Origin of the sequence: Saliphagus sp. LR7 (assembly GCF_003344565.1) — an archaeon.
GTDB lineage: Archaea > Halobacteriota > Halobacteria > Halobacteriales > Natrialbaceae > Saliphagus > Saliphagus infecundisoli.
Genome location: NZ_QPND01000002.1, coordinates 1 through 22,532, shown reverse-complemented (window position 1 = coordinate 22,532; position 22,532 = coordinate 1). Strand labels below are relative to the sequence as shown.

General features: G+C 65.4%; 18 protein-coding genes. 4 read left to right on the top strand and 14 right to left on the bottom strand.

The features are described from left to right. Positions 1-94: 94 nt before the first annotated feature. The 4 genes from DVH23_RS02735 to DVH23_RS02720 form a co-directional block, all read right to left on the bottom strand. Positions 95-2,239 (bottom strand): ABC transporter ATP-binding protein, encoded by a 2,145-nt coding sequence (locus DVH23_RS02735; protein ID WP_114575914.1) that lies wholly within the window; start codon positions 2,237-2,239, stop codon positions 95-97. A 64-nt stretch (positions 2,240-2,303) separates the two neighbouring features. Continuing rightward, positions 2,304-3,428 carry an ABC transporter permease gene (locus DVH23_RS02730; protein ID WP_232833686.1) on the bottom strand — a complete coding sequence of 375 codons (1,125 nt, stop codon included), beginning with the start codon at positions 3,426-3,428 and terminating at the stop codon, positions 2,304-2,306. 10 nt (positions 3,429-3,438) lie between these two features. Further along, the gene (locus DVH23_RS02725) at positions 3,439-4,434 is read right to left on the bottom strand and encodes an ABC transporter permease (RefSeq protein ID WP_114575912.1); all 996 of its coding nucleotides are present in this window, start codon (positions 4,432-4,434) and stop codon (positions 3,439-3,441) included. A gap of 69 nt (positions 4,435-4,503) precedes the next feature. Beyond that, positions 4,504-6,432, bottom strand: a complete 1,929-nt coding sequence (locus tag DVH23_RS02720) for an ABC transporter substrate-binding protein (protein WP_114575911.1) — start codon at positions 6,430-6,432, stop codon at positions 4,504-4,506. A 159-nt stretch (positions 6,433-6,591) separates the two neighbouring features. On the opposite strand from DVH23_RS02720, the gene DVH23_RS02715 reads away from it, so the two are divergent. The 3 genes from DVH23_RS02715 (at position 6,592) to DVH23_RS23435 (ending at position 8,745) form a co-directional block, all read left to right on the top strand. Continuing rightward, on the top strand, positions 6,592-6,795 hold the full coding sequence (locus DVH23_RS02715; RefSeq protein WP_114575910.1) for a hypothetical protein: 204 nt from the start codon (positions 6,592-6,594) through the stop codon (positions 6,793-6,795). Between the two features lie 149 nt (positions 6,796-6,944). Continuing rightward, entirely contained in the window at positions 6,945-7,931 is a 987-nt protein-coding gene (locus DVH23_RS02710) for an LLM class flavin-dependent oxidoreductase (protein ID WP_114575909.1), read from the top strand. Between the two features lie 418 nt (positions 7,932-8,349). Next, complete coding sequence (locus DVH23_RS23435) at positions 8,350-8,745, top strand: hypothetical protein (protein WP_157972307.1); 396 nt, start codon at positions 8,350-8,352, stop codon at positions 8,743-8,745. 103 nt (positions 8,746-8,848) lie between these two features. Here DVH23_RS23435 and DVH23_RS02705 read toward each other — a convergent pair whose 3' ends face one another. The 10 genes from DVH23_RS02705 to DVH23_RS02660 all read right to left on the bottom strand — a co-directional run bounded on the left by DVH23_RS02705 (position 8,849) and on the right by DVH23_RS02660 (position 22,153). Further along, on the bottom strand, positions 8,849-9,886 hold the full coding sequence (locus DVH23_RS02705) for an LLM class flavin-dependent oxidoreductase (protein ID WP_114575908.1): 1,038 nt from the start codon (positions 9,884-9,886) through the stop codon (positions 8,849-8,851). Beyond that, complete coding sequence (locus DVH23_RS02700; protein WP_114575907.1) at positions 9,883-11,091, bottom strand: enolase C-terminal domain-like protein; 1,209 nt, start codon at positions 11,089-11,091, stop codon at positions 9,883-9,885. Before DVH23_RS02700 ends, DVH23_RS02705 begins: the two co-directional genes overlap by 4 nt. Before the next feature lie 56 nt (positions 11,092-11,147). Then, on the bottom strand, positions 11,148-11,996 hold the full coding sequence (locus DVH23_RS02695; RefSeq protein WP_114575906.1) for a sugar phosphate isomerase/epimerase: 849 nt from the start codon (positions 11,994-11,996) through the stop codon (positions 11,148-11,150). 94 nt (positions 11,997-12,090) lie between these two features. Beyond that, on the bottom strand, positions 12,091-13,158 hold the full coding sequence (gfo6, locus tag DVH23_RS02690; RefSeq protein WP_394342621.1) for a D-xylose 1-dehydrogenase Gfo6: 1,068 nt from the start codon (positions 13,156-13,158) through the stop codon (positions 12,091-12,093). A 171-nt stretch (positions 13,159-13,329) separates the two neighbouring features. Continuing rightward, the gene (locus DVH23_RS02685; RefSeq protein ID WP_114576312.1) at positions 13,330-14,778 is read right to left on the bottom strand and encodes an aldehyde dehydrogenase family protein; all 1,449 of its coding nucleotides are present in this window, start codon (positions 14,776-14,778) and stop codon (positions 13,330-13,332) included. A gap of 318 nt (positions 14,779-15,096) precedes the next feature. Next, positions 15,097-16,170 carry a D-xylose 1-dehydrogenase Gfo6 gene (gene gfo6 / locus DVH23_RS02680; RefSeq protein ID WP_114575904.1) on the bottom strand — a complete coding sequence of 358 codons (1,074 nt, stop codon included), beginning with the start codon at positions 16,168-16,170 and terminating at the stop codon, positions 15,097-15,099. A gap of 30 nt (positions 16,171-16,200) precedes the next feature. Further along, positions 16,201-17,286 (bottom strand): mannonate dehydratase, encoded by a 1,086-nt coding sequence (locus tag DVH23_RS02675; RefSeq protein WP_114575903.1) that lies wholly within the window; start codon positions 17,284-17,286, stop codon positions 16,201-16,203. A gap of 31 nt (positions 17,287-17,317) precedes the next feature. After that, the gene (locus tag DVH23_RS02670; protein WP_114576311.1) at positions 17,318-19,585 is read right to left on the bottom strand and encodes a glycoside hydrolase family 3 N-terminal domain-containing protein; all 2,268 of its coding nucleotides are present in this window, start codon (positions 19,583-19,585) and stop codon (positions 17,318-17,320) included. 135 nt (positions 19,586-19,720) lie between these two features. Further along, on the bottom strand, positions 19,721-21,181 hold the full coding sequence (locus tag DVH23_RS02665) for an endo-1,4-beta-xylanase (protein ID WP_114575902.1): 1,461 nt from the start codon (positions 21,179-21,181) through the stop codon (positions 19,721-19,723). 210 nt (positions 21,182-21,391) lie between these two features. After that, on the bottom strand, positions 21,392-22,153 hold the full coding sequence (locus DVH23_RS02660; protein ID WP_114575901.1) for an IclR family transcriptional regulator: 762 nt from the start codon (positions 22,151-22,153) through the stop codon (positions 21,392-21,394). A 183-nt stretch (positions 22,154-22,336) separates the two neighbouring features. Between DVH23_RS02660 and DVH23_RS02655 the strand changes: the two genes are divergently transcribed. Then, on the top strand, positions 22,337-22,532 hold a 196-nt coding region (locus tag DVH23_RS02655), incomplete at its 3' end, for a glucuronate isomerase (RefSeq protein ID WP_198667821.1).

Here is a 22,532-nt window from a genome sequence, read left to right as displayed (position 1 = left end):
CGGAACGGATGATCCACAAACACCGGATATGGAGACGATCTAACGTACAAACCTCGGGGCTATTGTATCGAGTTCGTTCGAACGACGAAATCGACTACACGTCGTCGATGATCGACTCGCTCGTTCGGTAGTCGGGATCGTCCTGGGCCCGGAAGCAGGCCGTCGGTTGGCTCGCGCCCCCGCCGATGTCGACCAGCTCCGGCTCGCGTTCCACACAGACCTCGCGGGCCTCGGGACAGCGGGTGTGGTATCGACAGCCCGACGGCGGGTTCTTCGGGTCGGGAATGTCGATCGACCGGATCGGGCTCTCGGTCTCCTCGGTTTCCGAGCCGAGTTCCGGCGTCGCCCACCGCAGCGCCTGGGTGTAGGGATGCTGGGGGTCGTGGATGATCTGCTCGGCGGGCCCGATCTCGACCAGTTCGCCCAGGTACATCACGCCGATCCGGCCGCCCGTCTTCTCCGCTAAGTACCGGGCGTTCGAGAGGTCGTGGGAGACGGCGAGGAAGGACGTGTTGAACGAGTCCTGGAGGTCGATCATCATGTCCATCATCCCGACCCGCAGAGAGACGTCCAGCGCGCTTACGGCCTCGTCGGCCAGGATCAGGTCCGGGTTGATCAGCATCGACCGGATCAGGGCGACGCGCTGTTTCTCCCCGCCCGAGAGCTGGTGGGGATACCGGTCGACGTAGTCCCCCGGTGGACTGATCCCGACGTACTCGAGCATCCCGAGGATCCGCTCACGGCGGTCGTTGCCGTCGAGGTCGGGATGCCACCGTTTGAGCGGTTGTTCGAGGATCGTCCGCACCCGCTGGTGGGAGTTCAGCGAGCTTCCCGGGTCCTGGTGGACGATCTGGAGCGCCCGCCGGGCCTCGTCATCCGTCAGCGAGCTGCCGGAGGCACCCTCCCAGACGTCCCGGCCTCGGTACTCGACGGTCCCGCCGGTCGGTTTCTGGAGTCCCACGGCGGTCTTTCCCAGGGTGGTCTTCCCACACCCCGACTCGCCGACGAGGACCAGAACGTCGTTCTCGTAGATGTCGAAGCTCACGCCGTCGACCGCGGTCACCGTCTCGTCGTCGCCGAAGTCGAACCAGCCGTCGTTGGCCGAGCCGAAGGTGACTTCGACGTCCGACAGCGAGACCACCGGCTCGCCCGACGCTGTCTCGGCGGCACTGGGTCGCGTGCCCACGTCGGCGGCCTCCTCGAAGGCAACGTCGAGGTCCTCGATCGACTGCTCCCAGTGGTGACAGTGGACGTCGTGGTCGGCGCCCGCGTCGTAGGGACCCGGATCGATGTCCCGACACTCCCCGTCGGCGAGCGGACACCGCGGGTGGTACGAACAGCCCTTCGGGATGTTCACCGGATCGGGGCTCTCGCCCTCGATCGGGCGCATCTCCTCTAACGGTGCCGAGAGGTTCGGCGTTGCGTTCAACAGCGCCCGCGTGTAGGGATGGGCTGGCCTCTCTAAGACCTCCTCGGCCGGACCGACCTCCGCGAACTCGAAGGCGTACAACACGGCAAGGCGGTCGGCGAGGTCGGCGACCAGCGGGAGGTCGTGGGTGATGAAAACGATAGTCAGATCGTGTTTGTCCTTGATCTCTTCCAACAGCGAGATGATCGAGCGCTGCATTAGAAGGTCGAGGGCGGCGGTCGGCTCGTCCATCACGAGCACCTCCGGATCGAGCACGAGCGAGAGTGCGATCAGCACCCGCTGTTTCATCCCGCCGCTGAGCTCGTGGGGGTAGGACTCGAGCATCCGCTCGGGATCGAGGTAGAGATCCGCGAGCAGGTCCTTCGCGCGTGCCAGGCCCCGATCGATGTCGTAGTCGTGGGCCGAGAGCGTCTCGACGAAGTGGGTACGGATCGTCACCACCGGGTTGAACGAACTCATCGCGCCCTGGAACACCATCGAGATCTCCTCCCAGCGTAGCGATCGGAGCTCCGCCTTCGAGAGGTCGGTAACGGAGACCGGTTCGCCGTCGTCGGGGAAGTAGGTGACCTCTCCGGTCGTGACGCCGGGTTCGGGGACCGCGTCGAGCAGCGCCGAGGCGAACATCGACTTGCCGGAGCCGGACTCCCCGATCACGCCGAGGACCTCGCCGCGGCGAACGTCGGCGTCGACCTCGTTCAAAACCGTCGATTTTCCGCGGTCCATTCCGAACTGGACCGAGGTGTCCCGAAGTCGGACGACGACGTCCCCGTCCGGGACGTCGGCGGTCGCGTCCGAGCCGGTGATCGTCATCGTGGGACCTCCGTCGTCGACAGTGCTGAGTCGTCAGTGAAAGCGTGCTGAATCGTGCGTGGAATCATACTTGCATCACGTCCATGGCTTCGTCTTCGGCGTCCGGTTCCATCGGTTCGTCCTCTTCCCCGCCCTGGTGGCGGGCCCTGGCCCGGGGGTTGAACACCCGGTCCAGCGACTGGGCCAGCAGGATGAACCCGATCGCGATCCCCGAGATGGCGATCATGGGGACGAGCAGCCAGTGGTAGGCATCGGGCCGGTAGAGCGCCCCCGCGCTGTAGGCGTTGTTCAGCATGACACCCCAGTTGGCGTCCGAGAACGGGAGGACGCCCAGGAAGTACAGCGCGACGGCCGCGAAGATGATGTAACGGGCCGCGTTGACCATGTTGACGACGACATAGGGCATCAGGTGCGGAAGGATCTCCTTGGTGAGGATCCATCGCGTCGAGAGGTCGATCGCCCGTGCCGACTCGATGAACGATTCGTTTCGGATCGTCAGCACCTGCGACCGGATCGCCCGGGCCAGCCCCGCCCACGCGGCGACCGCCAGCAGGATCCCGAGCGTGACGGGGTTGTTGATCCAATCCGACAGGAGCGTCGCGAGGACGATCACGAGCGGCAGTCCGGGGATGTTGATGAAGACGTCGGTGATCGTGCTGAGTACGGTGTCGACCATGCCGCCCTTGTAGCCGGCAACGATGCCGAAGGCCGTGCCCACGCCGATAGTGAACAGGGCACCCGAAGCCATCATGATGAGAATCGACGGCGTCGAGTGAACGGCCATCGCAAAGACGTCCCGACCTGACGAGGTCGTTCCAAGGGGGAACTCCCAGTTCTGGAACGCACCCAGTAGCTGTGGACCGTCGCCGGGATGAGTGTTCTCGACGAGGTAGACACCGAGGGTCCCGACGAGGACGTAAAACCCGAGGATCGACAGTCCGGCGAGCGCCCGCCAGTCCTGGCGCATGATCGACCAGGGAGTCCGGACGTAGTCCTCAAAGAGGCGATCGAGGCGGTCGCCGCGGGTCTCCTCGACGCTCGAGGTCGTCTCGAACGGCGAGCCGACGGTGCCGCCGTCGCTTCGGACCGTTTCGTCCGCGCCCCGGTCTCCGGGGTCACCGGGCACGAGGTCGCCCATCCGGTTCGTGTCGCTCCGTCGGCGCGTCTCGGCGTGGTCATCGTCGGTCATGGGTGGATCGTCAGAACGAGTCATTGGCCTCGTTTCCTGCACGGGGGTCGATCTTGCCGTAGGTCAGGTCGGCGACGAGCAGGGCGATGACGACGGCGATCGTGATGATCGTGAAGGCACCCATCATCAGCGGGTAGTCTCGTGCCCTGACCGCCTGGATCATGTAGTACCCCATCCCGCGGTAGGTGAAGATCTCCTCTAAGACGACCGCGCCGCCGAACATCGAGCCGATGGCGATCATCAGCCCGGTGTACATCGGGAGGATCGCATTGCGGGCGATGTACCGGACCGCGATCGTCCGGTCGGGGAGGCCCCGGAGGCGGGCGACCCGGAGGTAGTCCTCGCCGAGGACACGGATGCTGTTGCCCCGCATCGTCAGCGAGGCCACGCCGCTGCCGACGAACATCGAGAAGACGGGCAACGCCGCGTGGTGGACGATACCCGTGATGAACGGGAGGTTGAAGCCGGCAGTGACGCCCTCCGGACGGCGGCCCGACGTCGGGAACCAGCCGAGCCGGTAGGCGAAGGTGATGAGGAGGAGCAAGGCGAGCACGTAGAACGGGATGGAGGTAATGACGGTCGCGTAGCCGGTGAGCGCGACGTCGAATTTGGTTCCCTCCCAGTAGGCCATGAGCGCGCCGATCGAGATTCCGACGGCGAAGCCGATGAAGATCGCCCAGCTCATCACGAACAGCGTCCACGGGATCGCTTCGGCCATGATCTGGGCGACGGGAGCGTTCTGGCTCATCGACTGACCCATGTCCCCGACCATCATGGAGGTCATGTAGTTCCAGTAGGCGACGTGCATCGGCGCCTCGGGGTTGATGTTCATATAGATCTCCGCCATCTCGTAGGCTTCCTGGGGGTTGTCTAGCTGGGGGCCCACCTGAGCAACGAAGGCGTCAACGGGGTTGCCGGGCATCATGCGCGTTAAGAAAAACGCCAGCGTCATCACCGCCCAGACGGTGAACGCGGCTTGGCCGAACCGTCGTATTTTCCAGTCCATAGTGTGAAAGCGATGTGTGGTGTGATTAATGTTGTCGTAAGTCGTTGTCGGTGCGGGCCCCGAACCGGGCTACTCCTGGCGGGGGATGAGTTCGGCGTCGGGGACCTTCGTCAGATTGAACTCGGCGACCCGGTTGTCGAGCAGTTCCTCGGGCGCGTCGACGTGCCAGTCCTCGGCCTGGATCCCGCCGTAGTCGCGGCCGACGACGCAGCCGTACATCGGCAGGACCTGGTTGTACCACCACGTGAGGTTCGCGAGGTACTCGTCGTCACCGGTGAGGTGGAGCTGCTGGATCTGGTCCATGACGTTGATCGTCATGGTGTCCTCGGCATCGGGGTTACCGACTTCGGCGGGAATCTCCCACTCGCCGTCGGGGTAGTCCGCGTGGTTCAACTGGAGGAACCACTCCCAGATCGCCTCGACGTACGTCAGACCCATGACGGAGAATATTGGGTGGTTGTCGAAGAGAATGTCGTGGTCCCCGTTGAACCGGCTCTCGCCGTAGGTCGCCTCGTCGACCGCGTTCAGAGTGACGTCGAAGCCGAACTCCTCCATCTGGTACTGAACCGAGTCCAGCCCGTCGACCTGGACGGAGACGCTCGACTGGCCCAACAGGATGAGCTCGGCCTGTTCGCCGTTCTCGTCGACCCACTGGCCGTCCTGGCGTTCGTAACCGGCCTCCTCCATGAGCGCCGTGGCTCGCTCCTGATCCCGATCGTAGTTGTCGTACCCCTCGATATCGACCCGTCCGTTGTCGACTGCGGTCTGATTGAGGAAGGTCGGGGGGAGCTCGTAGAGTTCGTACTGTTCGGGAACCGACGTCGCGATATCTTGGCGGCTGAGCGCACAGGAGATCGCCTGGCGGACGCGACGGTCGGCAGTGATGGGCTGGTGGCTCGGATTAGTCGCCGGCGAGGCCGGCATATCGTAGTTCCCGAAGTTGAACAGGACCGACCATAGATGGTTGTAATCGCGGTTGATCCGGTAGTGGTCGGGAACCTGCTGCATGACGTCCGGCGAGGCGGGGAGCGCGAACGGAATCGCATCGACCTCGTCCTCGACGAACGCGAGCACCTTGTCGTCGTGGCTCTCGATCGCGTACTCGCTGAAGTAGATGTTTTCGGCGTTGGGATGGTCCTCGTAGACCTCGCCGACGAACGTGGTGTCGGTGGTTTCGCTGATCTGGAACGGACCGTTCCCGATGATCTCGTCGATGCTGGGGGACCACTCCTGGAACTCCGAGACGAGCTGGGTCGCCCCGTCGCCCTCGGCGTCCATGAGGTCGTCGCGCCACTGGCCGTAGGAGGGATCGCCAAAGTCCTCCTTGATGATCACGAGGTTGTTTGCGAGTTCGTTGATCAGAACCGACTCGATGGTGAAGTCGTCGACCAGATGGTACCGGATGGCGTAGTCGTCGACGACCTCGTAGTCCTCGATGTAGCTGCTCGCTGGCGAGTCCGGACTCGTGATTTCGGAGATGCGAAAGTCGATGTCCTTGTCGGTCTTCAAGTCGTGGGCCGTGACCGGATCGCCGTTGTGCCAGGTCCAGTCGTCGTTCAGCTCGAGGAGGATCGACTGGTCTTCTTTCTCCCAGTTGTTGGCGATGACGCCCTGAAACGTATCGTGGCTCTGGTAGTGGATGAGCAGCGGATCGTAAATCAGTCCCGGGGGGTCGAAGTTCGCCATCTCCCCGGTCGGATCGTAGGGGTTCCAGGACGCGTTCTGGATCTCGTACGTTCCCCGGTGTAGCGCCTTGGTGAACCGTCTGTCGACGCGTTCCTCGACGGGATCGGCGTACTGGTCCTCGGAGACGCCGTTGCCACCGTTCCCGCTGTCGTTTCCATCGCCGTTCCCGTTGCCGCTGGCGTTCCCGTTCCCGTTTCCGTTCCCACCGTCACCGCCGAGACAGCCTGCCGCGAGTACGGTTCCCCCGACCAGCCCGTACTTGACAGCGTCTCGCCGTGTGAGCTCCCGATGCCGATCGCTACTGAATGGCATGCCCCCCGATTTTAGGTCTACCTACATAAACTATTCGGTTAGTTCGCCGTTCCGACTCTCGGCTGACCGACCGAACGCCTGCCTCCCCGGAACCCTGGCGCCGTTTCGACACCCCTTCGAGAGCAAGCTATTTCCACGCCCGCGACCGTGTTCCAACCGATGGAACGCACTCGGCCCGTCCTGAAGGTGATCGTCGGCGTCAACGTCCTCTTCCTGGTGTTGCTCGCGTTCTCCGCTCCCTACCTCGAGCCCGGAAGCGGCTCGTACGTCGTCGCCGTGATCACGGCGGGGCTCTGTCTCGTGATGCTCACCATCTCCGCCGCCATCACCTATTTCGAGTGGGACGTCTTCGGCCAGTTCTAGGGAGGTGCCGGCAGCATCCCGGCGGATCATATCCCTCCGAGGGTACGTGAAGGTATCCACGGCGTTCGGGTTCCCCGGCGCCGAACAGGAACGCGAGAGGGAGTAGCACAAGAGGTAAGTAGGAGTATAGGCGATAGCGACAGTGACACATGAAATTCGGGATCTTTCCAATCGAGGGCGGCGATCGGTGGACGGGCGTCGTAGACCAGTGTAAGCTCGCCGAGGACGTCGGCTTCGAAACCTGCTGGGTCAACGACCACCAGGCCACCGAGGGCGACAACTACTGGCCCTCGCCGCTGACTCGCCTGACCAGCATCGCCGAGGGGACCGAAGAACTCGAGCTCGTCACCTCCGTGTTGATCCTCCCGCTGTACCACCCGCTGCACGTCGCCCAGCGCGCGGCGATGCTCGACAACATCTCCGACGGCCGGCTGACGCTGGGCGTCGGCCTAGGTTACGTCGAAAAGGAGTTCGAGGCGTTCGGCGTCCCGATGGACGAGCGCGCCGGCCGGATGATCGAGGGGATCCAGTTCATCGAGGAGTTCTTCGAGGCCGAAGAGCCGATCAGCTACGACTGTCCGTTCTTCACGGTCGAGGACTGGGAACCCCTCCCCGATACCGTTCAGGAGCCGCGCCCGCCGCTGTGGATCGGCGGCTGGGGAGACAAGCAGATCGCCCGCTCGGCGAAGTTCTCCGACGCCTGGGTCCCCGGCGTCGTCGCCGACCTCGGCATCGTCGAGGACCGCAAGGAACTCCAGCGCGAGCACATCGCCGACTCCGCCCAGGAGTGGGACGAGATCGATCATCCGCTGATGCGCGAGGCCGTCATCGCCGAAACCGAAGAGGAAGTGATGGAGCGCAAGGAGTACCTCCACGAGACCTACATGGAGGAGTACGGCGGGGAGTTCTCTCACCCGCTGATGACCGCCGACAGCGTCGAGGACTTCGAGGAGCTCGCCGACGACCGCTTCATCTACGGCACGCCCGACCAGATCGTCGACCAGATCGAGGCGATCCGCGAGCGGTTCCCGCTCGATCAGCTCGCGCTCCGATTCCACCACTCCGGGATGCCAAAGGACCTGGTCGAAGACCAGATCCGGCTGTTCGGCGAGGAGGTCATCCCACAGGTAGACTGATCCGTTCGGCATTATCGGACGGATCCGATCGTTCCCGTCCGGGGAACTCCGACGAGCATGAGATTGTAATAAGTCGGCCGGTCAGTACGACCTCCTCGCTCGTCTAAGTGCTCCCACACGGTCGGGCACTCGCTAAGTATCGATGTCGGACGGACTAACAGAACTGGCCGAAGCGGCTGGCCACGCGTGGAAATGGCCCGGTCGTCCGGCGAACGGCCAGACGTCTCCGGAACGTCCCTCTCCGGCCAGTGATCCAAGTAGCACACAGGCAATCTGTCCGATCATGCCGAACGGAAAGGGTGGGACAGACCCACTACCAGCCCGTGTTCCCCAGCAGAAACCGGAAACCGATGACGGCCGGAGGCGCGACTCACGATCCATCTCGAACCGAGGTTGGTGTCCCCATCATGGATACCCCGTGATCGACTACGGCACGGGGACGAACACGAAGAGGAGCGACACTCACAGCGGCCGTGACCGACGTGGGGTCCGCGTGATCGTCTCTACCGGTTCGAGAGAGCCTAGGCCGACATCTCCAGCCACAGTCATCACGCCCCCACGGACGACATCCGCGCAATCGGCGAGAGAACACCGGAAGGTCCTCACGAACCCGTCGAACCGCTCGAAGACCGGGATCCCGAGATGGGAAATTCATCGTCGAAATACGGCGGGGCCGGCCGGATATCGGTCCCTCGAGCAGCCGATCCACGACGTCCCGCCTTGTCCAAACGCCGAAACCCGGACGACGAGATGCTCGCGTCCCGAGGACTGGACTGTGGAGACGGTGATCATTCGAATCGATGCCGACCACTGAGGACGACCGAAAGGTGGCTCCTTCGGACTCTCCGGAGGGTGCATTACGATCGTACCACCGTAACGGGTGCTTCGGCATTACCGGACGGGTTTCACGGATCGTGCTACGCGAACACGGGCATCACTTCGTCGGCGAACAGTTCCATCCCGTCGGTGTCGGGGAAGTCGACGAACCAGCCCTGGAACTTCGTGACGCCGACCGCGAGGCGTTCCTTGATCGCCTCCGCACACTCCTCGGGCGTGCCCATCACGAAGTACTCGCGGGCGTCCGCGACGGTCTCGATGGGTGCTCTGTCCTGGTACTCGGCTTCGAACTGGATCGGCGTCATCAGATCGACCAGCTCCTCTAACTTCTCCTCGTCGCGCGTACAGATGACGTGGCCGTCCCAGGAGTACTCGATCTCGTCGGGGTCGCGCCCGACGGTCTCGCAGTGGTCCTCGATGACGCCGATCTTGTGTTCGAGGGTGTCGGGGTCGCCGTTGAAGACGTCGGTGTTCCAGACGTCGGCGTGTTTCGCGACCAGCTTGAGGGTGACCTCCTCGCCGGTCCCCCCGACGAGGATCGGCGGGTGTGGCTCTTGGACCGGACCTGGCTCACAATGAGCATCCTCGATCTCGTAGCGCTCGCCCGCAAAACTCGCCCCCTCGCCGGGGTCGGTCGCCCACATCGCCTTCATCAGCCGGATCGCCTCGTCCAGGCGCATCAGTCGTTCGAACCCGTCACGATACTCCCAGCCGTAGGCCTCGTACTCGGGTTCGTGCCAGCCCGCACCCAGGCCGAGCTGGAGCCTACCCTCCGAAACGACGTCGAGGGTCGCGGCCATCTTCGCGACCAGCGTGGGGTTCCGATAGTCGTTACAGAGCACGAGCGAGCCGACGTCGATCTCGTCGGTGAAGCCCGCGATCGCGCTCAAGAGCGTCCAGCACTCGTACTCGGCCTTCTCGCGCCCGAGCATCAGGTGGTCGGGCGCCCACGCGGCGTCGAAGCCCAACTCCTCGGCCAGCACGACCGATTCTTTGGTTTGTTCCCAGTCCAACTCCTCGAGACGAGGCGTGTCCCGATGGACCGGTTCCTCGTCGCCCTCCTCGGGGGCGCCCGCGAACACGGGGACGTTGAACTCGAAGTCGATCTCCCCGCTCATGGCTCAACCGCGAAGTGCTCGACGGCCTCGCGGTTCAACTCCGAACTCAGACCCGTTCCATCGGGAAGCGAGAGCGTCCCGTCCTCGGCCTGGGGCGGGTTCGCGTAGATCGCGTCGGCGTACGTCGACTCTTTCTCGCCCTGGCGCTCCTGGTACCACTCGGGGATCGGGAAGTACTCCGCCATCGGCGCGTTCGTCGAGGCCGCGATGAAGTGGAGGTGGGGGTTGGTTCCCGTATGCGGGACCACCGGCACGTCGTGGGTCGAGGCCAGCGCGTCGATCTTCAACAGTTCCGTGAGCCCGCCACAGCGGTGGACGTCGGGCTGGAGGATGTCCACAGCGCCGCGTTCGAGGAGTTCCTCGTGGCCCCAGCGGGTGAACTCGTGTTCGCCACCCGAGATCGGCATCGGAGCCGCTTCACGAACGGCGGCGTAGCCGTCGATGTCGTCGGGGATCACGGGTTCTTCGACCCATGCCATGTCGTACGGTTCCAGGCGCTGGGTCATCTCCTTTGCGTACTTCACGGACCAGCCCATGTAGGCGTCGCCCGCGATGGCGAGGTCGTCGCCGACCGCGTCCCGAACGGTCTCGACGATCTTCTCGTTTTCTTTCATCCCCGATCGGCCCGCCTCCGGCCCATGACGGAATCGAAGCTTCATCGTCTCGAAGCCGGCCTCGGCGTACTCGAGGGCCTCTCGCTCGAGGATCTCGTGATCGACGGGGTGGAGGTTGCTCGCATAGCAGTCGATCTCCTCTTTGGTCGGGCCGCCCAGCAGTTCGTACACCGGCTTCTCGGCCTCCTTGCCCGCGATGTCCCACAGTGCGAGATCGACGGCGCTGATCGCCTCGATCGCCGCGCCCTTCCGGCCGAACGGGATCGTCGCTCGGTACATCTGGTCCCAGAGCTTCTCGCGCTCGCGGGGGTCCTCGCCGACGACCAATTTGGAGAGGGTCTCATCTACGATCGTCGAGATCGCACCCGTCGCCCAGTTGCCCTGGCCGACGCCCGTGATCCCCGCGTCGGTCTCGACTTCGACGACGACGTCGCCGACCGGTCCCATCCACTTTCGGCGGGCCTGGGGGTTCTCGCCTTCCGCGTTGCGATACTCCTCGTAGCCGCTCATCACGGTGACGAGCGGGAACTCGACGAACTCGCCCCACGACTCGGTACCGACGTTCGTTGCACTGACGCTGGTGATCTCCATCGACGTATACGACCCCCAGCCCCGAAAAAAGTGTTTCGGCACCCGGCGAGCGAGGGCTACTCGTAGCTCACGCCCTCTTCTTCGAGAACGCCCCGGAACGCCTCCGCCGCACGGCCGTAGCCCTCCGGCCCCGAAAACCCGCTTCGCTCGCCCGCGATGTCGAGGTGGGGCTCCAGCGAGGCGTACCCCTCCCAGCCCCGGCGATCGAGCGCTGCGACGGTCTCGGAGAAGGAGCCGTCGCCCTCGCCGGCAACCCGGATCGCGCCCTCCTCGCCGTAGACGCAGTCCTTGACGTGGAGCTGTTCGACGTACTCGATCAGGTCGAGCAGGGCCTCGGGATAGGGCGAGACGCCGATCTCGAGGAAGTTCGCGGGGTCGAACGCCGCCCGCAGTGCGGGCGAATCCACGCTCTCGAAGACGTCCCGGCATCGCCCGGGCGTATCGCCGTAGATCCGCTTTTCGTTCTCGTGGACGAGGACGACGCCCGCCTCCTCGGCGCGCGCGGCCTTCCGTTCCATCCGCCGGAGGACCTCCTCGCGGTGGGTTTCGGGCTCGTCGCCCTCCGGGATGTAGTACGAGAAGAGCCGGACGTAGTCGGCGTCGAACGCTCCCGCGAGTTCGATCGCCCGCTCGAACTCCTCGAAGTGAGGTTCGAAGTCGTCGGTGATCGGGATCTTCCCGATCGGCGACCCGATCGAGGAGACCGCGACCCCCGCCCGGTCGAGGCGCTCTCGCACGTCCTCGACCTCCTCGTCGGACAGATCGAGGACGCCGGACCCGTCTACGGTCCGGAGATCCAGTGCTCCGATGCCCTCCCGCTCTAGAACTTCGAGTTGCTCGTCGAACGACTCGGCGATCTCGTCCGCGAACCCGCTCAACACGACGTGGCCGTCCCGTGGTGGCATACGCCGCGGTTCGATGCTCCCCTACTTAGTCGTTCCGTCGACGTACTGCCATTACGTACCAATCCAATATGATAGACGAGATATCGACAAGAAATTAGATGTCGACCGCGTCGTCGTGGTCGGCGGCCTCGTGGATCGCCCTGATCGCGCGCATGTCCGCGAGCCCCTCGTGGCCATCGGGGCCGATGTCGCCGCCCGACAGGACGCGGTCGGCGAAGTAGTCGAACTCCTCGCGCATCTCACCGGTCGCGTCGATTCCCGTATCCTCGATTTCGGCCCGGACGTCCCCTTTCGAGACGTGTAGCGTCGCCTCGCCGTGAAACGCCGGATCGAGTTCGATCGAACCCTCGGTCCCGATCAGCGTGAGGGAGGTGTCCTCCTGGGCGTTCTGGCTCGCCGTCGCTTCTAGGGGAACCCCTCCCTCGAAAGTGAGCGTGAACTCCGCGACCTCGTCGGGGACGTCCGCGAACGCCTCATCGTCCGACCGCATCGTCGCTCGCGCCGAAACCGGCTCCCGGTCGAGGAGGTATCGCGCGGTGTTGATCGAGTAGATCCCCAGGTCCATCACGCTCGCGCCGTATCCAGCCAGATCGGGATTCAGTCGCCACTGATCGGGATCTGGGATCATCTCGAGCAACGGCTGGGTGTTGGTACTCTTGACCGAAACCGGATCGCCGACGAACCCCGCCTCGATCAGCTCCCGCGACCGCCGGACCGCGGGCTCGGTCTGCATCCGGTAGGCCGTCATCAGCGGAACCTCCCCCTCCGCGGCCTCGACCAGTTTCTCGGCGCGCTCGACGGTCGCCTCGAGGGGTTTCTCACAGAGCACTGCCTTGCCGAGGTCGGCGGCGGTCTCGACGTACTCGAGATGGAGGGCGTTGGGCGTCCCGACGTAGACCGCGTCGTACTCCTCGGCCGCCTCGCCGTCGTGGAACTCCTCGTAGGAGATCCCGGTCTCGACGCCGTTTTCGGCCGCGATCCGCTCGGCCTTCTCGGTCGAGCTGCTCACGAGTACCGTCGTTGCACAGAGGTCTCCCTCCTCGATCGCCGGGATCGCGACGTCGACGGTCCACCAGCCCAGCCCGATCAGAGCGAGCCGGAGCTCCCCGTCCTCGATACGCTGCCAGTCCCGCCGCGAGAAATCGCCGACCCCGGTTGCCAGGTCCATACGCGCCCATACGGCGACCGGTGGTAAAGTGATTCGATCCGTGACGGATAATATCAGTACCTGTCGAGGTAATCGAAATAGACACATATAATATGGTTCCTGAAACGCGATGCTCCCGAACGGCCAGGCGAGAAAGAGAGAAACGAAAACGGTCCGTCGACGCCCTCAGAAGTTGTCGTAGACGGTCTTGTCGATCGTGTAGAAGTCCAGTCCGGCGTCGCCCTGCTCGCGCCAGGTCTCCGAAGAGGACTCCTTGAACCCGCCGAAGGGCACGTGGAGCTCCAGACCCGTAGTCTTCGCGTTGACCTTCGCGACCCCGGCTTCGATCTCTTCGACGAACCGCTCGGCTTCCGTGTGGTCGTCGGTGACGATCGATGCGGAGAGGCCGTAGCGCACGTCGTTCGCTACGTCGAGGCCCTCCTCGAAGTCCTCGACCTCGATCACGGCGAGGACCGGGCCGAACACTTCTTCTTGGGCGATGCGGTAATCGCTCTCGACGTCGGCGAACACCGTGGGTTCGACGAAGTAGCCCTCGCCGAAGCGGTCGCCCGACAGGGTGTCGCCGCCCGCGACGAGGCGGGCGCCCTCTTCTTTGGCGACGTCGATGTACTCAAGGGTGCCCTCGAGTTCGTCCTCGGAGACCTGCGGGCCCATGTCGTACTCGTCACCCGGGCCGACCTCGATGGATTCGGCCTCCTCGACGATGGCCTCGACGAACTCCTCGTAGACGTCCGTGTGGACGATCGCTCTGGAGCAGGCGGTACACGCCTGGCCGGTGACGCCGAAGCGGCCGTTGGCGACGATCTCCGCTGCTTCTTCGACGTCCGCGCTCGAGGAGACCACCGTGGGGTTTTTGCCGCCCATCTCGGTCTGGGCGCGCTTGCCCGCCTGGGTCGCCGCGTCGTACACCATCTGGCCGACCTCGCCAGATCCGGTGAACGACACGGCGTCGACCTCGTCGTGCGTGGAGATCGTATCCCCGACGCTGCTACCTGGACCCGTCACGAGGTTCGCGACGCCGTCCGGGAGCCCTGCCTCGTCGAGCGCTTCGAAGATCGCCACGGAGGGCCCCGCCGCGATCGACGCCGGCTTGTGCACCAAGGTGTTGCCCGCGGCGAGCGCGGGCGCGATCTTCCATGCGGGGATCGCGATGGGGTAGTTCCACGGCGTGATCAGCCCCGCGACGCCCACGGGCTCGGCGACCGTATACAGGTTCGTGTGCTGGCTGCTGGGGGACTTGACCTTCCCGCCGAGGTCGCGGGTCTTCTCGGCGTAGTAGTAGAAGATGTCGATCGTCCGCTGGACTTCACCACCTGCTTCCGCGTGGGTTTTCCCCTCCTCGCGGGTCAGCTCCTCAGTGAGTTTCTGTTTCCGGTCGGCGAGGATCCCCGCGGCCTCGCGCAGGATCGCCCCCCGCTGGGGCGCGGGCGTGTTCGCCCACTCGTCTTCGGCCGCCGCCGCGGCCTCCACTGCCTCCGCGGCGTCCTCTTCGTCCGATTGCTGGTACTCCGCCACTACTTCGCTCGGGTCCGCGGGGTTGACCGTCTCGAAGGTCTCGCCCGTCCCTGCCTCCGTCCACTCGCCGCCCACGTAGTTCCGGTTTGTTTCGCTCACGGGCGTCGGTTCGGCGTCCCGGTACACGTCCCTTACGGTTCGGGCGGGGTTCGCCGCGGCTCGGCGACGGTCCTCTAGCAGCGAACCCGGTTGGTGGAGAAAGAGGGGAGCGTTCCCTATGTGTTGGGGCCGCCACGGCGTCGGTTCGGCCCCGACCGATCCCCATCCGACAGCCCCGTCGACTGAAGCGCCGATCTCGGCCCTGTTACAGCCGTAGGAACGTGAGAGAACGGTGGACCGGACCGAACAGGAATGTTCGACACTCGAACTGTGTTCGTGTATAGAACACGGAGGTGTACTTTCGGAGAACAGGACCCGTCAGCACTCGACCCGTTCGCCGGTTTCGGCCGACTCGTAGATCGCTTCGAGCGCCCGCATGTCAACGAGGCCGTGTGCGGGCGTAGCTTCGGGCTCGCGGTCGGCAAGCAGGCAGTCGGCGAAGTACTCGAACTCCTCTTCCATCTGATCGACCTCCGGCGAGTCGATCTCGACGGTCGTCTCCCCCACCGAGAGTTCGAGAGTGCATTCGCCGTGGAAGGCCGGCTCGATCAGGAGGGTCCCCTCGGAGCCGACGATCCGGAGGTGGCTCCCCAGATCCGCGTTCTGGCTCGCAGTGAAACTCGCGAGGACGGCGTCCTCGTAGGCGACGGTGAAGGCGGCGACCTCGTCGGGAACCTCCGTGAAGTAGTCGTGGTTGCTTCGCATCGTCGCCGTCGCGGAGACGGGATCCCGGTCGAGGACGAAACGGGCGGTGTTGACCGAGTAGATGCCGAGATCCATCACGCTCGTTCCGTAGCCCGCCAGCTCGGGGTCGAGGCGCCACTGATCGGCACCCCAGCCGACGATGCTCTGGGACATGTCGCCGTGGACGTGGACCGGCTCGCCGATCGCCCCCTCCCGAACGAGTTCGCGCGCCCGGCGGACGACCGGCTCGGTGTGCATCCGGTAGGCGATCATCGCCGGGACGTCCTCGCAGGCGTCGACGAGGTCCTCGCTTCGCTCGACGGTCGCCTCCATCGGTTTCTCACAGAGGACGGCCTTGCCGAACTCCGCGGCGGCCTCGACGTGCTCGAGGTGGCGGGCGTTTGGCGTACAGACGTAGACCGCGTCGTAGGCGTCACGTGCCTCCCCGTCCCGGAACTCTTCGTAGGTGAGTCCCGCCTCGACGGTCTCTTCGTCGTCGGCCACCTCCTCGGCTTTCTCGGCGGAGCCGCTGACGACGACCGTCGTCTCACACCTGCCGGAGTCGGCGACGGCCGGCATCGCCTGATCGCGGGTCCACCAGCCCAGCCCGACCATCGCGAAGCGGATCGGGCCGGCGTCCTCCTCGGACTCCGCCCAATCCCGGTGGGAAAACGAGTCGAGAACCTCCCGGATGCCGTCTGATACCATACCCGGACGGTTTACACGGTCCGTAATAAATCACCGCCGTTCCGATCGAACGGTGTCGATGACCCCGCGGAGGTAGCCGACGGTAAAGCCCCGGCCACGGTGGCGCCAGTCGTCGTCGCCCTCCATCAGCGGGACGTGATCCGGGATCACGGCGCCGTCGTAGCCGATCTCGTGGAGTGTCCTGACGACCTCGCTGGTGTCGAAGTTGCCCTCGTCGACGAACGTCTCGTGGAATTTCGGGACCTCGCCCTCGACGTCCCGGAAGTGGATGAAGACGATCTCGTCGCGGGCGCCGAACGTTCGCAGAACCTCCTCGACGTCCTCGCCCATCTGGGAGAAACAGCCCAAACAGAGCTTGAGTCCGTGATTGTCGCTCGGAACGAGCTCCATCGCCTTCTCGAAGTTCTCGACGCTCCGACAGAGCCGCGGGATGCCACACATCGACTCGAGGACGGGGGGATCGACCGGATGCAGTGCCAGATCGACGCCCGCCTCCTCGGCGACGGGCAGGACCTGCTCGAGGAAATACTCGTAGTTCTCCCAGAACTCCTCCTCGGTGTACTCCCGGTCGATTCCGGGCGCGAGCTCGTCGGGCGCCTCGAGTTCGTCGTAGTCGAAGGCGGTTCCGATCGCACCCCCCCGGATCTCGACGGGATCAGTTCGCATCGGTACCACGCCGCGGGGATTCCACTGGTAGCCCAGAATGGGGATTCCCGCTTCGCCCAGATTGCGGATCAGTGTCGCGATCTGTTCGATGACGTCCTCCTTGCCCTCGCGGTCGAACATCACGTCGCCGTACAGCGAGTACGGCAGCGACTGGATCCCGGTGAGGGTGAGGCCGGCAGCCTCGACGTGCTCGCGGGCCTCTACCAACTCGGCCACGGAGGGGATCGCGTCTCGGCCGACCTCAAGGGTGACCGAGGCCTCGCGGTCGTTGAACTCGTCGGGCTCCTCGTCGACGTCCGCGTGATCGACGAAGACGTCGGTCGCGCCTAACTGGCGGATATATCGCAGGCGCGGGGGCGACAAGGACCGCGTCCGGACGCCCACCCGGACGTCCGCGCCGGCCTCTGCCTCTCGATCCCGGTCCCCGTCGGGGGTGTGTGTGTCGGCCATACCCGTCGTAGGCGGGGGACGGCCCAAAACCCTACTGGCTCCCCCCGCTGCCCGCCGCCTCCTCGACTGCGCTCTCCGCGAAGTAGGTCCGGCCGCTTCGCGGAACCCGCTTCGTCCCGGTAACCGAGAGGGAGTCGCTCGCTTCGATGTCGGCGGCCGATCGGCCGACTCGAAGCTCGTAGTCGCCCTCCTCGACCGCGAGGTCCATCGCCAGGTCGTGGAAGGCCATCTGGGTCGCCGACAACGAGAACGTGACCCGCGCGGACTCTCCGGCCTCGAGCTCGACGCGCTCGAAGGCGATCAGTTCCTGGACCGGCCGGGCCTGGCTCGGGTTCTCGGGGGTGGCATACAGCTGGACGACCTCGCTTCCCGCCCGGTCGCCGACGTTTTCGACCGTGACGCTCGCCTCGAACTCGCCGAGCGGGGCGACCGACTCCGTCGAAAGCGAGAACTCGTCGTAGGAGAAGTCGGTGTAGGAAAGGCCGTAGCCGAAGGGGTAGACCGGCTCGCTGTCGGTGTAGACGTACTCTTTCTCGGCGGTGTTTTCCTTCCGGTTGTAGTAGACCGGGAGCTGGCCGACGGACTTCGCCAGCGAGACGGGAAGGCGCCCGCCGGGGTTCGTCTCGCCGAAGAGGGTGTCGGCGATTGCGGGACCGCCCTCGTCGCCGGGCAGCCAGGCGTAGAGGACGGCGTCGACGCCCTCGCTCTCCGCGATGTCCTCGATCGAGTGGGGCTTGCCGCTGACGACGACGACCGCGAGCGGGGTGTCGGTCTCGGCGAGGCGGGAAACGAGTTCGTCCTGGACCCCCGGAAGCCCGAGGTCGGTGACGTCACAGCCCTCGCCGCTCGTGGGGACGCTCGGTTTCTCCTCCTGGTCGGCCTCCACGTCCGAGAAGTCCACGGCCGAGCGCGCGCCGACGAACGCGAGCGCGACGTCGGCGTCATCGGCCGCTGTGACCGCGTCGTCGAATCCCTCCGTGGAGGGCCCCGAGATCGTACAGCCCCCTTCGTGAGTGACGTCGATCCCCTCGCGCTCTTCGAGCGCGGCAAGCGGCGTGACGGCGTCGGCCTCGTACTCCTCCTCGGGGTAGTGGGCGGCGTAGGCGTAGTCGCCCATCAGCTCCTTGGGGTCGTCGACCTTTGGCCCGATGGCGGCGACCGACTCGATGCCCGAAAGGGGGAGGAAGTCGTCGTCGTTTTTCAGGAGCGTCATCGACTGGCGGGCCGCACGGGCGGTGACCTCCCGAGCCTTCTCGGTGTGGAACGCGTCGGCCGCGGCGTCGGGATCGACCGTCGGCTCGTCGAGAACGCCCTTTCGGACTTTCTCTCTCAACACTCGGCGGACGGAGGTATCGAGGGTCTCCTCTGCGAGGTCGCCGTTCTCGACGGCCTCGACCAGGAACTCGCCGTAGTAGTCGGTGTAGGGGAGTTCGACGTCGATCCCCGCCTCGACGGCCGCGGCGCCGGCCTCGGGTTTCGTCTCCGCGACGCGGTGTTCGGTCTCCAGGTGGCGGACGCTGTAGTAGTCCGAGACGACGGTGCCGTCGAACCCGAACTCGCCCCGCAGGACGTCGGTCAGGAGCCACTCCGAGCTCGCACACGGGACGCCGTCGATGTCGTGGTAGGCGTTCATCACCGACTCGGCACCGGCTTCGGCGATCACCGCCTCGTAGGGAAAGAGGTGGGTCTCGCGGAGTTCCCGGGGACCGACGTTGAGCGACGAGCGGTTCTTCCCGCCGTCGGTCGCGCCGTGGCCGACGAAGTGTTTGAGCGTGGCACTGATGCCGTCCTCGCGGCCCTCGCCCTGGAGACCCGTGACGTACTCGGCGGCCATCCGTGCGATCAGATAGGGGTCCTCGCCGAACGTCTCCTCGACACGGCCCCACCGGAGGTCACGCGCGACGTCCAATACAGGAGAAAGCGCGTGAACCGTTCCGAGTGCCTCGAGTTCGCCCCGGATCGTGTGGGTGACCTCACCCAGCAACTCGGGGTTCCAGGTGCTCGCCATCCCGATCATCTGGGGGAACGTCGTCGCCTCCGGACCCATATACCCGCTCAGACACTCCTCGTGGGGGATCGCGGGGACGCCCAGCCGGGTTTCGCCGAGGATCTCCTGGAGTTCGTTGGTCACCTGCGCGGCCTCTGCGGGCGAAAGTCCGCCCTCGCCGCCGATCCGGGTCAGGTGACCGATCCCCTCGCCGAGCCACTCCTCGGCAGCCTCGCGGTCGACCTCGCCGTCTTCGACCACGCGGTCGGCGTTGACCGATCCCAGTTGGGCGGCTTTCTCCTCGACCGTCATCCGGGAGAGCAGGTCCTCGACGCGCCGGTCGACCGGCGCCTCGGCGTCGCGGTACGTCGGATGGGCGTCGTCTCGTGTCACGTCTCCGCCCTCGCGGGCGGCGGACTTAGTGTTTCTGACAGCGGGTGGGTGACTCTACGACTCCTCGTATGGGCTGACGGTGACCGTCTCGTCGTCGAGGACGGTCGCCTCGACCGTCCGCTCGGTGCCGCCGTGACAGACGGTGATCTCGTAGTCGCCCTTGAATGCGCGGGTCTCGTAGCTCCCGCCCGCGGTCTCGCCGTCCTCGTCGGTCCACCACTCCCCGAAGACGAGGTCGGTGTAGTGATCGTGGGCCGGCTTCGGGTTCCACTCCTGGTCGAAGAGGACGCCGTCGGGCTCGGAGCCGTCGTAGTCGGGCGCCCAGTGGACGCCATCCCAGTGACCCCAGACGAGGAAGGAGTCGGTGCCGGGATGGCTGAAGAAGGCCTTCAGGAACGTCCGGAGGTACTCGCCCTGTTCCTCGGGGTCCGCCCAGTCGCCCTGAAAGGTGTCGAACTCGGTCGCCCGGAATCCGGCGCCGTACCCCTCGTAGCGGTCGAGTCCCGCCGTGATCTCCGCGGGGGAGAGTCGTTCGTCGTCGGCGAAGTGGCACTGGAAGCCGACGCCGTCGAGGTCGATTCCCCGCTCCTCGACCAGATATTCGATCTGGCGCTCGTAGGTGTCGCGGGTGTCCTCGTAGCCGCCCGCGAGCGTGTTGTAGTCGTTGATCGCGATGTCGACGCCCTCCTCGTCGGCGACCGTTTGGGCGTGTTCGAACCAGTCGCCCAGGATCTCGGCCTCGACGGGGTCGACGTCCTCGCCCTCGACGGCCTCGATCATCGCGGGCTGGTGGATGACCTCGTTGGTGATCTCCCACTCCGCGATGTCGTCGCCGTAGTGGCTGATGATCGTCTCGATGTGATCCATCGAGCGCTCGACGACGTACTCCGGATCGTGGTCGGGGTCGGTCGCCCCGCCGGCCTCCCACTCGACGCCCATCGCCTCGACGACGTCCGCCGGAATCGCGTAGGCGCCGACGTTGCCCCACAGACAGACGTGTCCGCGGACGTCCATCCCGCGCTCGATCGCCCAGTCGACGGCCTCGTCGGCGATTCCCGCGTTGTCCTCCCACAGGTTCCACTTGTGGAGGTTCTCGAGGACGACCGTGTTGAACAGGTCCTCGACAGTCTCCTGATACTTCGCCTGATCCTCGGGGGTATAGATCTCCTCGCCCCACTCGGTGCCGTTGGTGAGGAACTCGGCGGCGATCATCGTGCCGAACTCGTAGGCGTGGTCGGTCATCGAAACCTCGACCTGGGCGCCCTCTATGGGCTCGCCCTCGTCGTCGACGACCTCGACCGCGAGGTCGGCCATCCGGTGGTCGGCGATCCGCTCGTCGGCCGCCGCCTCCCAGTCGTCGGCCGCGGCCAGCGCGTTCGCGGCGGCCGTAGTGCGGTCGGTCGGCCGGGCTGCGCCGGCGGTGCCGGAACCGGCGGCGAGCAGGCCCGCCGCGCCGGCCAACTGGAGATAGCGTCGGCGGTCGATACCGTCGTCTGAATCGGAGGAGTTAGTCATGGTTATTGGTGGTACTCCGGGTACCGTGTCGGGGAACGGACGTATGGACTATAAAACTGATTGTTGCAGTGATCGACGAATCCGGCCCGTCGACCTTTCACCCCTCATCCACTTATATTGGATCCTTCCGGCGGAGCTGATCGGTCCACCTCCGCGGGAACCGTACGACGATAAAATTACAGCCATACGGGCGTAATCAAAAGCGAGGTGTCAGTAGTGACGGAGCCGCAGTTCGATCACGTTCGCACGGCCCTCGAGGGCGGCGACCAGCTCCGTTCCGATCCGGGCGTCGGAGAAACGAGAGACAGGACCCGAGACCGAGATCGAGCCGGCGACCGCGCCGTCGGTGAAGATCGGGACGGCGACCGCCCGGATGTTCTCCCGGCGCTCCTCGTCCTCGATCGCGTACCCGCTCTCCCGGATCGACTCGAGTTCGGCGAACAGCTCGTCGCGGTCGGTGATTGTCCGCTCGGTCGCCTCCGGCAGGCCGTGGTCGTCGACGATCGCGTGGACGCGCTCCTCGGGGAGGTGTGCGAGGATCGCCTTCCCCAGCGAGGTCCAGTGCATGCGGGTGAACTCCCCTGTCGGCGCCTTGTCGTAGACCGCGTTCTCCCCCTCGACCTTGTCGAGGAGGACCCGCTCGCCGCCCTCCTCGACGCCGAGGCTCGCGACCTCGCCGGTCGCCTCCGCGAGCGAAGCGAGTTCGGGGCCGGCGACCTCGTAGATCTCGAACTCGCGGCGCAGGTGGGCACCGTGACAGAGAAAGCGGAGACTCAGCCGGTACCGGCCGTCCGCCCTCGCTAGATACCCCGCCTCCGCCATCGTCTTGAGATAGACGTGGGCCGTGCTCGTGGGCATCTCCAGGGTGTCTGCGAGTTCGGTCGGCGTCGTCCACCCCACCTCCGCGAGTCGTCCAACGATCGTGAACGCCGTCTCGACCGACGTCAGCGATTGCCCCGTTGTGCCGCCCATGGAGCGAGTTCTCCCCGACGCTACTTAGAACTGACTGCGCAGCTCGGCTCGAGGGCAGCCGATTCGCCCGCGACAGAGGAGCGACCGGCGGTAGATCCGTCGAAAAATCTATCCAACTATAATGGATTCAGCGCTGTCAGAGCGGGAGCCAAGCTTTATGATCGACAGCAGGACAGTACCGGTATGGGATTTATCGACGACGACTACCTGCTCGAGACCGAGGCCGCACGGAGCCTCTACGGGGAGATCGCTGACCTCCCGATCGTGGATCCCCACACCCACGCCGACGTCCGCGAGATCGTCGACGACGACGGCTGGGACGACATCTGGGAAATCGAGGGCGCGACTGACCACTACGTCTGGGCGCTGATGCGCAACC